Source organism: Gordonia sp. NPDC003504, from assembly GCF_053587995.1.
In genome coordinates this window covers 85,520-98,674 of the sequence record NZ_JBSFPC010000001.1, presented here as the reverse complement: position 1 = coordinate 98,674, position 13,155 = coordinate 85,520, and the positions used below count along the sequence as shown (strand labels likewise).

General features: G+C 67.8%; 10 protein-coding genes. 5 read left to right on the top strand and 5 right to left on the bottom strand.

Features of this window, described 5'->3' with window-relative positions:
* Nucleotides 1–250: 250 nt before the first annotated feature.
* Nucleotides 251–1,357, top strand: a complete 1,107-nt coding sequence (locus tag ACWDPV_RS00470) for an HPP family protein (RefSeq protein WP_449741315.1) — start codon at nucleotides 251–253, stop codon at nucleotides 1,355–1,357.
* A 19-nt stretch (nucleotides 1,358–1,376) separates the two neighbouring features.
* Here the strand turns inward: ACWDPV_RS00470 and ACWDPV_RS00465 are convergent, their stop codons facing one another.
* On the bottom strand, nucleotides 1,377–2,939 hold the full coding sequence (locus tag ACWDPV_RS00465) for a helix-turn-helix domain-containing protein (RefSeq protein WP_449741314.1): 1,563 nt from the start codon (nucleotides 2,937–2,939) through the stop codon (nucleotides 1,377–1,379).
* 307 nt (nucleotides 2,940–3,246) lie between these two features.
* Here ACWDPV_RS00465 and ACWDPV_RS00460 point away from each other — a divergent pair, with 307 nt between their 5' ends.
* Nucleotides 3,247–4,281, top strand: a complete 1,035-nt coding sequence (locus tag ACWDPV_RS00460; RefSeq protein WP_449741313.1) for a linear amide C-N hydrolase — start codon at nucleotides 3,247–3,249, stop codon at nucleotides 4,279–4,281.
* A 78-nt stretch (nucleotides 4,282–4,359) separates the two neighbouring features.
* Here ACWDPV_RS00460 and ACWDPV_RS00455 read toward each other — a convergent pair whose 3' ends face one another.
* From ACWDPV_RS00455 to ACWDPV_RS00445, 3 genes are read right to left on the bottom strand one after another with little or no spacing between them, the layout of a single operon-like run.
* Nucleotides 4,360–4,881, bottom strand: a complete 522-nt coding sequence (locus ACWDPV_RS00455; protein ID WP_449741312.1) for an Rv2253 family sensor-like surface protein — start codon at nucleotides 4,879–4,881, stop codon at nucleotides 4,360–4,362.
* A 55-nt stretch (nucleotides 4,882–4,936) separates the two neighbouring features.
* The gene (locus ACWDPV_RS00450; RefSeq protein ID WP_449741311.1) at nucleotides 4,937–5,548 is read right to left on the bottom strand and encodes a Pr6Pr family membrane protein; all 612 of its coding nucleotides are present in this window, start codon (nucleotides 5,546–5,548) and stop codon (nucleotides 4,937–4,939) included.
* A gap of 43 nt (nucleotides 5,549–5,591) precedes the next feature.
* A complete protein-coding gene (locus tag ACWDPV_RS00445) occupies nucleotides 5,592–7,388 on the bottom strand; it encodes a protein kinase domain-containing protein (protein ID WP_449741310.1) in 1,797 nt (598 codons plus the stop codon).
* A 168-nt stretch (nucleotides 7,389–7,556) separates the two neighbouring features.
* Here ACWDPV_RS00445 and ACWDPV_RS00440 point away from each other — a divergent pair, with 168 nt between their 5' ends.
* Both ACWDPV_RS00440 and ACWDPV_RS00435 read left to right on the top strand, forming a co-directional pair.
* Nucleotides 7,557–8,438, top strand: coding sequence for an exodeoxyribonuclease III (locus ACWDPV_RS00440; protein ID WP_449741309.1), 882 nt, complete (start codon nucleotides 7,557–7,559; stop codon nucleotides 8,436–8,438).
* Between the two features lie 94 nt (nucleotides 8,439–8,532).
* The gene (locus tag ACWDPV_RS00435) at nucleotides 8,533–10,407 is read left to right on the top strand and encodes a pyruvate kinase (protein ID WP_449741308.1); all 1,875 of its coding nucleotides are present in this window, start codon (nucleotides 8,533–8,535) and stop codon (nucleotides 10,405–10,407) included.
* Nucleotides 10,408–10,529: 122 nt separating this feature from the next.
* Here ACWDPV_RS00435 and ACWDPV_RS00430 read toward each other — a convergent pair whose 3' ends face one another.
* Complete coding sequence (locus tag ACWDPV_RS00430; protein WP_449741307.1) at nucleotides 10,530–11,522, bottom strand: aldo/keto reductase; 993 nt, start codon at nucleotides 11,520–11,522, stop codon at nucleotides 10,530–10,532.
* Nucleotides 11,523–11,728: 206 nt separating this feature from the next.
* On the opposite strand from ACWDPV_RS00430, the gene ACWDPV_RS00425 reads away from it, so the two are divergent.
* Nucleotides 11,729–13,120, top strand: a complete 1,392-nt coding sequence (locus ACWDPV_RS00425) for an MFS transporter (protein WP_449741306.1) — start codon at nucleotides 11,729–11,731, stop codon at nucleotides 13,118–13,120.
* Nucleotides 13,121–13,155 lie beyond the last annotated feature (35 nt).

Sequence of the window (13,155 nt, the reverse complement as noted above, 5' to 3'; positions counted from 1 at the left end):
GGCCTCCTGCTCGAATCGGACGATCAGTGATATGGGTCATAGATGCGGACCCGCTTCTATTTCTGCCATCGCATGAGTCCGACGGCGTGTGCAGAAACTGAACACCCCTGGTGAACAGCACGTCGGTCAATCCCCGTCGCCGACACCTCCCGTGTGGGCGCCGACGGCCGCCTCGTTAGCGTGAGAAAGCCCCGAACCGCACACGCGAGGAGATCTCATGTCTCGAACGACTCGACGGGATGAGCGATTCATGAATCGCGTGCTGCGCGGATTGGGGCCCGCCAGTACGGCCGGATCGGTGCGGGAGGCACTGCGAGCCGGTGTGGGCGCCGTGCTCGGCCTTACCGTCGTCGGCGCCGCTCTGGTGACATCCGGCGTCTCCCCGACACTCGGGTTCTTTCTGATCGCACCCTTCGGTGCGACGACCGTGCTGGTCTTCGCGGCACCGAACAGCCCGCTCGCGCAACCGTGGCCGACGGTGGTGGGCAGCTCACTGTCGGCGCTGGTCGGGGTGGCGATCACCCTGCTGGTCGACCCGGTGGTGCCGAGGGTGGCGCTGGCGGTGGGCCTGGCCATCGCGGTGATGATCGTCTGCCGCGCGGTCCATCCGCCGGCCGGGGCGGTGGCGATGAGCGCGGCCCTCGCGCCGGACACGATCCACCAGATCGGATACCAATTCGCCCTGGCGCCGGTGGCTCTCGGCTGTGGCCTACTGGTGGTGGTCGCCGCGGTCTACGGCCGGCTGACGGGCCGTCCCTATCCGTTCCGCCAGTTCGATCCGGTCCACGAATCCGACGAACGCGTCGGCCTCGACGAAGGCGATCTCACCGAGATTCTCGAGCGCTACCAGCAGTCGTTGAACCTCAGCGTCGCCGATCTGGCCCGACTCGTCGGGGCGGCCGAACAGCGGGCCGCCGGACATCTCACCGAACCGGTGCATGCCGCCGACGTGATGTCGCGCGACCTCGTGACCGTCGCACCGGAGTCGCCGCACTCCGAACTCGCCGAACTGTTCCGCACGCACCGGTTCACCTCGCTGCCGGTGGTGCGCGCAGACGGCACTTTCGCCGGTGTCGTCTTCCAGATCGACCTCATCGAGTCCGTCGGTCTCGGCCCGCGCCGGACCGGATCACCGTTGCGCCCGCGCCGACGCGGTGGTCCCGTCACCGCTGCCGACGTCATGACGGCCCACCTCCCGGTGGTCACCGCCGACACGCCGATCGCCGCACTGCTGCCGCAGTTGTCCGATCACGGGGCGGATGCGGTCCCGGTCGTCGACGGTGACGAGATCGTCGGCATTGTGACCCAGACCGATCTGATCTCGGTGCTCGCCCGCCAGGCGATCGGCAACGGGTGAGGCGACTTCCGGGACGCGCTCAGATCCCGAGCGAGCGCATCCGGGCGTAGAGGGTGGTGCGGCTGATCCCGAGTTCCTTTGCCGCTCTGACCTTGTTGTGCTTGCACCGTTCCAGTGCCGCGATGATCGCCTGGCGTTCGGCCTGTTCCAATCCGGCCAGATGGGAAGCGCGGCTGATGGTTCGGTATCCGCGCGGCAGGTCGTTGAGTTCGACGGTGCGTGCCGACCGGGCGTGGCAGGCGGCCACCGCCTCGCCGAGGACGGTCACCAGTTCGGTCAGGTTGCCGGGCCACTCCTGACACAGCAGCGCGTCGGTGGCGGCGCTGGATAGTGTGGTCCCCGGCGCGAGATCGGTGACCATCCCCGAGGCGAGGGAGCCGAGTTCGGCGGTGCGTTGCCGCAGCGGTGGCAGCTCGATCCGTCGTGGACATTGGCCGAGCAATGCCGCCGCACCCGCGCCGATCTGCGAGGCGGGACCGGTCACCACGACGACCGGCGTGAGTGCCCGCCCGGCGGCGTGGCGTAGCAGCGACAACGAGCGGTCATCGAGCAACTCTGCACCATCGATGACCAGCGCGGTCCGACGTTCTCGTGCGCGGGCCAGCAGAACCGTGACATCGGGTGCCGCCCCCTCGATGAGTGACTCGGCGATATCGACGACGACCGGTGCGGACGAACCGCCGCCGAGTTCGGTTGCCACCGCGACCGCCTCGGTGCTGCGCCCCGTGCCGGGTTCCCCGGTGACCGCGACGGCGCCGCTCGTGTGCGGGCGGGTGTGCGTGACCCGGGTGGGCGCGTCACCGGCGAGATGCGGCCGCAGGAAGAACAGGGCCGCGCCGCGGGTTCCGGGCACCGGTTCGACCAGGATGTCGACGGCGGTACCGGCACTCAAAGTCAGCGCCAGGCTCGTCTCGTGCAGCGCCGGATCGGCCAGAACCGCCCGCAACGCGCCGATGTCGGCGGCCGAGAGCAGCTCGGCGGCAAGGGTGTTGGTGAGTTGCAGGTCGTCGCCGAGGGCCGCGACAGCGATGTCGCGGCGCGGCGCGGCGCGCTGAAAGGCATCGAGCACCCGGCGCTGGTGGGCGCGGGACCGGTCCAGCAGGCGGTCGGCGATATCGGCGACGATGCCGGTCACGAACGGAACGGCGAGCGGGTTGGCCTTCTCGTTGACCTCGGTCATGCACAGGCTGCCGACGAGGCGTCGGGTCGCCGGATGGATGATCGGCTGGCCGAAACAGCTGAGCCGTTTGAACTTCTCCAGATAGTGCTCGTAGCCGTTGATCATCACGCCGCGGCGTATCTCGGCGGGGGTGCCGAGTGCGGTGGTGCCGACCGATGATTCGGCGAACGGCACCCCGTGGGCCGCACCGGCATCGTCGAGCACCCGCTCGATCGTCGAGCCGGCGGTGACCCGGGAGATCATCCGGCACTCGTGGTCGACGAGCAACAGCGACATCTCGCTACCGGCGATCCGTCCCGCGGCCTCGTCGAGCACCGGTCGGGCCGCGTCGAGCAGCGGATCGGCCGAGGAGATGTCGACCGGGTCGGGAAGTGCATCGTTGTCGGGACGGATCCCGGACATGGCCGAACGGCGCCACGATGCGGCGATGACCTGGCGGCGGGGGGCGTGCGTGGACCCGGTTGATGTGTTGATGGTCACACGATGGCACAGATCCGGTGGTCGGCGAAAGTCTGCAGCCGGACTCGCCTGACCACGTGACATTCCGCGGTGCCGTGCGAAGCCGAGGCCATTCTTGTGCCGACATGTCGCGAACCTGTGCCCAGTTCTCGGCGAGTGACACGCGCTCGGCCGGACATCCGGTGGAATTGAATACGGCGTCCGCTCGGTCGGACACGAGATACCAAGAAAGAACGATGGGAGCATGCGGATGTGCACAGGAATCAGGGTTACCGCCACGAACGGGGACATCTTCTTCGGGCGGACGATGGATCTGGACATCCCGATGTTCGGCACGCCGGCCGGGATGCCCGCCGAGCTCGACAATCTGGTCACCATCGCGACCTTCCCGGCCAACATCGAGATGCAGAGCCCGCTGACGTCGTGGACCAGCAAGTACGCCACCATGGGGACGGGTGTCAAAGGCACAACCGTCCTCTTCGACGGCATCAACGAGAAGGGACTCGCCGGTGACCTCCAGGTCCTGATGGAGTGCACCAAGGGATCGGCCGACGACATCGCGGCGCGCGGGCAGACCGCAGTCCTCGGCGAGGAGTTCGTCAGCTACATCCTCTCCCAGTTCGCCTCCGTCGCGGAGATCCGGGACAAGTACGCCACGTTCGCGCTCGTTGATCAGCCTTTCGAAGCCCTTGGTCAGAAGATCGCCTTCCCGCTGCATTTCAGCTTCGTCGACACCACCGGTGACGGCATCGTGCTCGAGCCGGTCGACGACGGAGCATTGAAGATCTACGACTACGCGGGCGTCATGACCAACAGCCCCGAATACGACTGGCACCTGATCAACATCCGCAACTACCTCGGCCTGTCGAACGTCGACCCCACGGCCGCCACCACACTGCCCACCGGCTACGAACTGCAGCTCATCGAAGGCGGTACGGGTTTCGGGATGTTCGGTCTGCCCGGCGATTACACCTCACCGTCGCGGATGGTGCGCGCCTTGAACCTCGCCGCCTACCTCAAACCATTCGGCCGGGAGAAGGGAATCTCCCAGCTATATGCCGCCTTCCGCACCGTGATCATCCCGCCCGGACTCGAGCACAAGGGCGACATCAACACGTGGAGCGACTTCTCGCGGTACTGGTCCGGCTATGACCTCACCGAGCGAACCGTGTTCGTCCAGACCGGGGAGGGCCTGGCCATCACGTCCAAGAAACTGGATACCTCGGTGACCAGCCCCACCTATGACGCCATCGACACCTCGGATTACGTTCACACCGTGAACTGAGTCCGGCGCACGTTGTCGCACAGGCAATCACCAGCGCCGGCGGAGCAATGGTGATTTCGCGTTGACGCCGGTGATCGGTCAGCTGATCTTCACGGCGGTCATGTTCCAGGCGACCGTCCCATTGCACGGTCCGCCGCTGATCGTGGTCGTCCACCGGCCGGTCATGCTGGTGCCCGATTGTGGGGTGAAGTACTGCGTGGAACGTGCGGGCTTCCACACCTTGGCGGCACCGGGCTGGTAGCAGTCCCACTGCCAGGAGAAGTCGCGTTGCCAGCGGGAGCCGGTCCACCGGTACGACGGCGGCCAGGGCACCGTCGGATTGGACGATACGGGCCCGCCGGTGATGGTCGCGGTGCACCCGAACCACGAACATGACGTCGAGAAGGTGTAGGTGGCCGAGAAGTCGGGTTCGGCCTGACGGGCTGCGAGGCTGGTCCCCGTCTTGCCGGACGCCAGCGAGGTGATCTTCCAGGTCCCGGTCCAGCGCGGTGTCGCGGCGTCGGCGGCCGTGGGTGGTACCGCGAGGGCGAGGATCATCGCGGCCGCGATACCGACGAGGACGGACAGGGCTCCGCGATGAGTCCGAATCGAGATAGACATGTGACGAGTATCACACTTTATGAACCGCAATACTCGATTTTGTGACGGGTTGCCCTCACCAGGGAGATCGCCAGGTGCCCAGCCAGAACACCGCGAACGACAATCCGGCCATACCCACGAAGACGATCACGATCGACAAGGTCATCGAGAGATATCCCTGCGAGCGCGGGTCGATGAACGGGTACGGATACCAGTCGACAAAGGGGCCGCGAGTCAAGGTGTACACGCCGTAGACGAGGGGGATCAGCAGCCACGTCCACCAGCTGTGACCGGGAAGGCGACGCGGCCGGATCACCGCCCAGTCGAGGAGGAGAAGTACCGGTAGTAGCCGGTGCAGGACGTCGTTGATCCACTCGGTGTTGACGTTGACATCGATGTTGGACAACAGCAGCGCGTACACGATCCCGGTGATCGCCATGCAGGTGGTCACCGCACCCCGAATCCATTGCCATGCCGGCGAATCCGGTGCCGCGAGGGCACCGACGGCCAGGACTGCGACGGCCGCGACATTCGACAGCACCGTGAAATAGCTGAAGTAGTTGGCGAGGGTGAAACCGGGCACGTCGGCCTGCTCGAACGGCAGGATGATGAGCGCGGCGGCGCCGAGCCCGGCGGCGGCCAGACGCAGTAGGCGAACCCACCAGAGTTGGTCGGAGACACGGGACATGGCGTCGATCCTGCCATGGGTGGGAGCCGGGATCCGTGTCGCCTCAGCGTCGCGCGCCGTGCCGCGACGAGCGCCGCATCACCCCGGCCGCAATCGCCGCGAGGGCCGCGACCCCGGCCGCGCCGCCGACGATCCACAGTCCGGGTCCGACGGTCGTGGTGTCCAGCCACTGCGAATACGGCGCGATGTCCGGATCGGTCGAGGCGACCGCGGCCCACGGGTCGCCGACCGCCCGTGCGGTGACGAAGCCCGCCACCGCTGCGGCGACCACGCTCGCGATGGAGCCGAACAGGGAGATCGGCCGCACGCAGATCATCACCGCGGTCACGACCAGTACGGCCCCGCAGATGGCGGTGATCATGCCGGGTGCGGCGTAGTTGGCGGTGGCCAGCTCGTCGAGGCTGCCCGCGCTGTCGCCGACGGTCGCCGCGCCGTGTCCGGAGATCGCGTAGCTGCGGCGTAGCCCGGCTTGGTCGGTGAAGGCGACGCTCACCCACACGAGCCGACTCGCGACGATCATCGCCACACCGGCCAGCGCGACGATCGCCGCGAACACGATCGCGGCGACCGAAGAGCGCGCCGACGACGGGTTGGTCGGGGCCGGTGCATCGGGGACGGCGGGGGTCGGAGCGCTCGGGTTGCTCGACGCGGCGACGGTGTGGGCGTGCGCCGGGTCGCGGCGTGCGTCGGTGAGGGCGCTGTAGGCCTGCGAGGGGCCCGACCCCGGACCGGTGCCGAAGGCGTGTGCGGTGCGTTGGGGCGGAACGGGAGTCACCGGTCGGGACGGGCGCACCGGAGGTCGCGGTGGACCGCCCGCCGCCCGCCGGGTGGGGTCGGTGGTCGGCGGGGGCTCGGCGAACCCGGGCGCGCCGGTGACCGGAAAGGACTCCGGGTGCTGCGGCGCGCGGGACCAAAACTGTCCCGGGATCGGTTGTGTGCGTGACCGATTCGCCGCTGTGACCGGGTTTGTCGGTGGGGTGGGTGCCAGTGCCGTCGCCGCGGTATGCGGGTCGGGAACGGCGAGCACCGAGATGAATTCGTCCGCGAGAGTTCGGCAATCGGGATAGCGGCCGACAGGGGCCTTGGCCAGCGCGGTGGCGAACACCTGGTCGAAGGCGGCGAGTTCCGGACGTGTGTCGGCGATGCGTGGAATGGGTCGGCTCACATGGGCGAGCATCAGCGCCGGGATCGATCCGGCCGTGAATGGTGGTGTCCCGGTGAGGAGTTGGTAGGCGGTGCACGCGAGGGAGTACTGGTCGGAGCGGTCGGTCGCGGGAGCGCCCTCGATGATCTCCGGCGCGCAATAGGACAGCGTGCCCACCACCGCATTCGATGCGGTCAGCGAGGTTCCCGGCGAATTCGCCAGTTTCGCGATGCCGAAGTCGAGGACGACGACCCGGTCGATGACGCCGTCGGCGGTGCGGGTGAGCATGATGTTGGCGGGTTTGATGTCGCGGTGGACCACCCCGTGACCGTGCGCGTAGTCCAAGGCGTCGGCCACCCGGGAGACCACCTCGCCGACCTCCGGCGGGGTCAGATCCGCGGTGGTCAGATCGTCGCCGTCGATGTAGCTCATCGAGAACCACGGGGTGTCCTCGGCGATGCCGAAATCGTGGATGGTGATGATGGCCGGATGCTCGAGTGTCGCGGTGGTGCGGGCCTCGTTGGTGAATCGGCGGGCGAATTCCTCGTTGCCGGCTCCGGCCAGCGAGATCACCTTGAGGGCCTGCCGGCGCAGCAGATGCGGGTGTTCGACGAGGTACACCTGCCCCATTCCGCCCGCACCCAAGGTGGAGATGACGGTGTATCCGGCGAAGGTCGATCCGGCCCGCAGTGTCATGGCCACGCCCCTGGCTGTTCGGTGATGGCGGCGTCGGTGTTGGTGGCGTCGGTGTTGGTGGCTTCTGGCCAACCATGGCACATCGCCGATGGCGATGCCATCGACATTCATCTGTTTGACACCCACTGGCGGAATGGCTCGGCGACACGCCCTACTACCGTGGTGCCCATGCGTGTGGCCACCTGGAACGTCAACTCGGTCAAGCAACGGATCCCGCGACTGCTGCCGTGGCTCGACGAACGCGCACCCGACGTGGTGTGCCTGCAGGAGACGAAGCTCTCCGACGACGTCTTCGATACCGTCCTCGGACCCGAATTCACCGACCGAGGTTACGAATTCGCGCACGTCGGACAGGGGCAGTGGAACGGCGTGGCGATCCTGTCGCGGGTCGGCCTCGAGGATGTGCGTCGCGGTTTCGACGGTGCCCCCGGCTATCCGGAACCCGACTCGGCGCCGGAGGCGCGCGCGGTGTCGGCTGTCTGCGGGGGAGTGCGCATCTATTCCCTCTACGTGCCCAACGGCCGCGAGCCCGATTCCGATCACTATCACTACAAGCTCGCGTGGCTGGCCCGGCTGCGGGAGGTTGTCCGACCGGAGGCGGCCGGATCGGTGCTGTGCGGCGATATCAACATCGCCCCCGCCGACGCCGACGTCTACGACCCGCGGGCGTATGAGGGCCACACCCACGTCACCGTGCCGGAGCGGTCGGCGCTGGCCGATCTCGAGGCGGTCGGCCTCACCGACGTGGTCCGCGCGCGCTGGCCGCACGACCGCGTCTTCAGCTACTGGGATTACCGCGCCGGGATGTTCCACAAGGACCTCGGCATGCGGATCGACCTCATCCTCGCCGGCGCCGACACCGCCGACCGGGTGGCGGCGGCCTGGGTCGATCGCGCAGCGCGTAAGGGCACCAAACCCAGCGACCACGCGCCGGTCATCGTCGATCTCGATGACGCGCCCGACGGGGACATCGGTCCGATGGTGCCGCCGCCGTCGAATCCGGCGAAGCGGGGCGCGTCGAAGGTGAAGCTGCCGCAGTCGAAGGACTGACGATCTCCCACGACGGACCATCGTCGACGAGGTCGCACCAAGAGTTCATCGTCGTCGGATGGCCGGGTTCTCCGCTGGTCAGTACCCTCGCGGCATGACGGTGCGTGAGGGCGGCGAGACGACGCCGGACGTCGATTCCGACGGCGGGGCGCGGCGGCGCGAGTTGGCCCGGCTGCGTGATCGGCTCACCGCGCTTCACCACGACGCGAAAGCCGCGGAAGCGGCTGCATCCGAAGCGATTTCGGCGGTACATCCGTCCCATCGGGAAAGTGCGGCCAACATCGTGCACTACTGCGCACTGCGGGCCCACGATCTGCGCGATCTGCAGATGGATCTGTCGGCCCAGGGTCTGTCGTCGCTGGGCCGGATGGAGGCGGGGGTGCTACGCAACCTGGATGCGGTCATCCGCATCCTCGACGACGCACTGGGTGATTCGGGTCCGGCCGCCGGCGACGTCGAGCCGGGTGGCCACCATCCGCTCGCCGAGAACGCGGTGACCCTGCTGGGCCCGTCACCGGCCGGCCGGCCGACGCGCATCATGGTGACGATGCCGTCGGAGGCCGCGGCCGACGTCGACATCGCGGCGCGGTGCGCGACCGCCCGAATGGACCTGGCCCGCATCAACTGCGCCCACGACGATCCGGCCGACTGGCGGTCGATGGCCGCCCACGTGCGCGCCGCGCGCGCCGACATCCGGGTGGCGATGGACCTGGCCGGACCCAAGCTGCGCACCGGGCCCATCGCCGCGGGACCGCAGGTGCTCAAGGTGCGTCCGACGCGCAATCTGCTCGGCGAGGTCCTGGTACCGGCCAGGGTGTGGGTCGGCGACGCGCCCATCCGGTCGGAGGTCCGTGACGCGGTCCCGATCGGTGATCCGGCCTGGCTGGCGGCGCGGTCGGTCGATGACGAGGTGCGACTCATCGACGCCCGCGGCCGGCGCCGGGTGCTGCGGGTCGCCGAGATCACCTCGAGCGGCGTGCTGCTGGGCACCGATCGCACCATGTACCTGACCCCGGGACTGAGACTGTGGTCCGGCGACGGACCGACCACACAGATCGGGGCGTTGCCTCCGGTGCCGCAGGCCCTGCACGTCTTCGCCGGCGACACCATCACGCTGACCGCCGATCTGACCCCGGTGTCGCCCACCGACGACGGACACCACCGAATCGGCTGCACGTTGCCGGAGGTGTTCGCCTCGGTGTGTGAGGGGGATCGCATCTTTTTCGACGACGGCAAGATCGGCGGCCTCGTCTCGTCGACGTCGGATGCCTCGTCGAAATCTGGTGCCTTCCGGCCGGGGGAGGCCGCCGAGATCGTCGTCGAGGTGACGCGAGCCGGATTGAGCGGAACCAAACTGCGCGAGGCCAAGGGGATCAACCTGCCCGACACCGAACTGCCGACCACAGCCCTGACCGCCGACGATCTCGACGCTCTGACCACGGTCGTCGACATCGCGGATCTGGTGAATCTGTCCTTCGTGCGCAGCGCCGACGACGTCGCCGACATGCAGACGCATCTGGCCGAGCTCGACGCCGACGATCTCGGGCTGGTGGTCAAGATCGAGACGATGGCGTGCGTGAAGGCCCTGCCGTCGGTGTTGCTGCAACTGTTGCGTACCCGGCGGGTGGGCGTGATGATCGCGCGCGGCGATCTGGCGGTGGAGGCCGGTTTCGAGCGGCTCGCGGAGGTGCAGGAGGAGATCCTCTGGTTGTGTGAGGCCGCGCATGTGCCGGTCATCTGGGCCACCGAGGTGCTCGATCATCTCGCCGACACCGGATTGCCCACCCGCGCCGAGATCACCGACGCCGCCACCGGTAATCGGGCCGAATGCGTGATGCTCAACAAGGGGCCGCACATCGTCGAGGCGATCGGATCGCTGGACCGGATTCTGTCCCGGATGACCCGGCACATCGACAAGAAGCGACCGCTGCTCGGGCGGATGTCGGCGTGGGCGCCGCGGGTCGACTGAACGTCGCTTCTCCTACGATTCCGCCGATACCGAAGCCACCGACGCAGCTTGCGAGTGGGCGGTTGCCGACCGCGGATAATCGATCGATGAGGCGAGAGTGAAACCGACTGGGCAAGAACCGATCAGGCACCTGCCTTGGCATCGGCCGCGGTTGAGCTCGCCGTGTCGAGAGCTGTTCTCAATGCGTCATCGAGTGTGATCGTATCGGCCTGACAGAGCCGGACCAGCTTCTCCGGAGAGCTGGTGCCCACCACCACCGCACCAACGTGGGGTCGGTCGAGGAGCCAGGCGATCGACAGCACCGCAGGGTCCAACGAATACTCGCAGGCGATATCGGTGATCCGCTCGCCCAGCGATCGTTGGGTGGCGGTGAATCCGGAACCGCCCCAGCGTGATTCACCGGCGTACTCGGCCGTCATCGCCGCCTGCCCGGCCAAGAGACCCCCGGCCAGCGGAGAGTACGCGACCAGTGATCCCGAAAGTTGGTCGGCGGCGCTGCAGACCCCATTGGTCTCGACACCACGTGCGGCCAGGCTGTATCGCACCTGATTGCACATCGGCCGATGATGGGCGGCAGACGCCGCCGAGGTCCACTGTTGTCCGGAGTGATTGGAGACGGCCCACTCCCTGATGAGACCTTCGCGGACCAGATCATCGAAGGCCCCGGCGGTCTCGTCGACGGGCGTTCCCGGATCGGGATGGTGGGCATAGTACAGATCGATCCGGTCGGTCTGCAGTCGGCGCAGACTCTCGGTGAGCTGGGCACGGATGTGCGCCGGGCTCAGATTCGTGGTGAACGGTCCGCGGGCGCGTTGCTCGCCGAGGGGTTCACCCACCTTGCTGGCGATGCACACGCTGTCCCTGACCCCGTGCAGTGCGCGGCCGAGGATCTCCTCGGCCGAGGACCTCTCGAGGTGACCGGCGACCCCCGGGCGATCAAACTCGCGTTGGTTGCCGTAGGAATCGGCGGTATCGAAGACGGTGATGCCGAGATCGAGCGCGCGAGAGACCAGGGCGGTGGCCGCCTCGGCGGTCGGAGAGATTCCGAAAGTTGCGGTACCCAGGTGGATCCGGGAGGTCTCCTCGCCGAGAACGGTCCCCGTGGTCTTGTGCATATGTGGTGTTCCTTCTGCCGACGATGTCGAAGTATGCGCCGAGAATAGCCTCAGCCCAACATATTTCGCGATGCGGCAAGCAGGCTTGGGCCAAAGATACCCACAATGAGGGATTGGTGGGCCGGTGCGCGCGATGATGAACTCGCATAGTGGCGAACGAAACGATGGCGGCATGAATCCACCGTCGTCATGAATCCACTGTCGTCATGAATCTTCCGTCGGCCGGTGGCCGTTCCGCTGCATCTGTGGCCGTGCTCTGCGGTGCGGGGCTGGTGCCCTCCCTGCTGGCCACCGCCCCCATTCCGGTCCTGGCCGAGCTCGCCGCCGTGCTCGGCAGCGACAGTGACTCGGCCTCTTGGATTTTGACGGCCATGTTTGTCTCGGCCGCGGTGACCACTCCCATCGCCGGTCGTGCCGCCGACCTTTACGGGGGGCGCCGTGTACTGCTGGTCACCACGGCGCTGGTCACTCTCGGGTCGGTGATCTGTGCCGTTGCCGATGCCCTGCCGATGATGGCCGTCGGCCGGGCCATGACCGGTGCGGGTGCCGGCGCCATTCCGGTGGGTATCGGACTGATGCGGGTGGTGGTGGGCCCCGCGGCACTACGAATGGGAACGGCCGCCATGTCGGTCACGGTGGGCGTCGGTGGCGCCTTGGCGTTGCCGGTCTCGGCGGTACTTGCCCGATGTGGTGGACCGCAGCTGATCTTCTGGGTCGCGGCCGGGGTGGGGCTGTATCTGTTCTGCGGAATTGTCGGCTTGATCCCAGTTGATCCGCCCCGCCCGGTTCGCCGGCAGCGATTCGATGTCGCCGGTGCCCTCGGACTGGTGGTCACGCTGCCGCTCCTTCTGGTGGTGCCGGCACGGCTGCCCTACTGGGGAGTGCTCACGGTGCCGACTCTCGGCGGGGCGGGAGCCGGGGTGATGTGTGCCTGGTGGTGGATCAGGGCGCAGCGACGTCGGCGTGATCCGCTGGTGGATGTGCGGGCCGCCGCAGGCTCCCCGATGCGGTGGTTGCACCTCACCTCGCTACTGGTCGGGGTGATGCTGATGGTGTCGATGATTGCTTGTTCTCGCCTGTTGCAGGAGCCCGCCGCCGCGGGCGGCATCGGGTTGTCGGCGCTGGCGGCGGCCCTGCTGCTGACTCCGGGCGGTATCGCGATGCTGGCGACACCTCCGCTGGTATCGCGGCTCTCGCAGGTCTTGCGTGCCGAGTTGCTGCCCGCGGCGGGTGCGATGATTGCCCTGCTCGGATATCTGGGTTTGATCGTGCAGCGAGATCAGGTGTGGCACGTATGTGTGTGGGCGACGGTGGTCTGCGCCGGAGTCGGGACGGCGATGTCGGCTACTCCGATGCTGGTAACCGAACGGACCGCACCGGGATCGATGGCCTCCGCGCAGGCGGTCCACGCGCTCGCACGATTCTTCGGTACCGCCATCGCCTCGGCGACCGTCGGATTAGTGGTGGGCGCACCCGCGGCGCCGGGTGAGTTCTCGCTGATCTTCGGCGTCGGCGCGGGAGCAGCAGCGGCGGCCATCGCCTGCGGCGTGGTCATGGGCCGAGCGCGGCCATCGTCAGCGCCCTTCACCGTCTCGTAACACGCTGGGCGACAGTGATACACGGCCGTAACCGC

Excerpts from the sequence above, each read along its gene's own strand:
- ACWDPV_RS00470 (WP_449741315.1), top strand. The coding sequence starts at position 251 with ATGAATCGCGTGCTGCGCGGATTGGGGCCCGCCAGTACGGCCGGATCG.
- ACWDPV_RS00465 (WP_449741314.1), bottom strand. The coding sequence starts at position 2,939 with ATGTCCGGGATCCGTCCCGACAACGATGCACTTCCCGACCCGGTCGAC.
- ACWDPV_RS00460 (WP_449741313.1), top strand. The coding sequence starts at position 3,247 with ATGTGCACAGGAATCAGGGTTACCGCCACGAACGGGGACATCTTCTTC.
- ACWDPV_RS00455 (WP_449741312.1), bottom strand. The coding sequence starts at position 4,881 with ATGTCTATCTCGATTCGGACTCATCGCGGAGCCCTGTCCGTCCTCGTC.
- ACWDPV_RS00450 (WP_449741311.1), bottom strand. The coding sequence starts at position 5,548 with ATGTCCCGTGTCTCCGACCAACTCTGGTGGGTTCGCCTACTGCGTCTG.
- ACWDPV_RS00445 (WP_449741310.1), bottom strand. The coding sequence starts at position 7,388 with ATGACACTGCGGGCCGGATCGACCTTCGCCGGATACACCGTCATCTCC.
- ACWDPV_RS00440 (WP_449741309.1), top strand. The coding sequence starts at position 7,557 with ATGCGTGTGGCCACCTGGAACGTCAACTCGGTCAAGCAACGGATCCCG.
- ACWDPV_RS00435 (WP_449741308.1), top strand. The coding sequence starts at position 8,533 with ATGACGGTGCGTGAGGGCGGCGAGACGACGCCGGACGTCGATTCCGAC.
- ACWDPV_RS00430 (WP_449741307.1), bottom strand. The coding sequence starts at position 11,522 with ATGCACAAGACCACGGGGACCGTTCTCGGCGAGGAGACCTCCCGGATC.
- ACWDPV_RS00425 (WP_449741306.1), top strand. The coding sequence starts at position 11,729 with ATGAATCTTCCGTCGGCCGGTGGCCGTTCCGCTGCATCTGTGGCCGTG.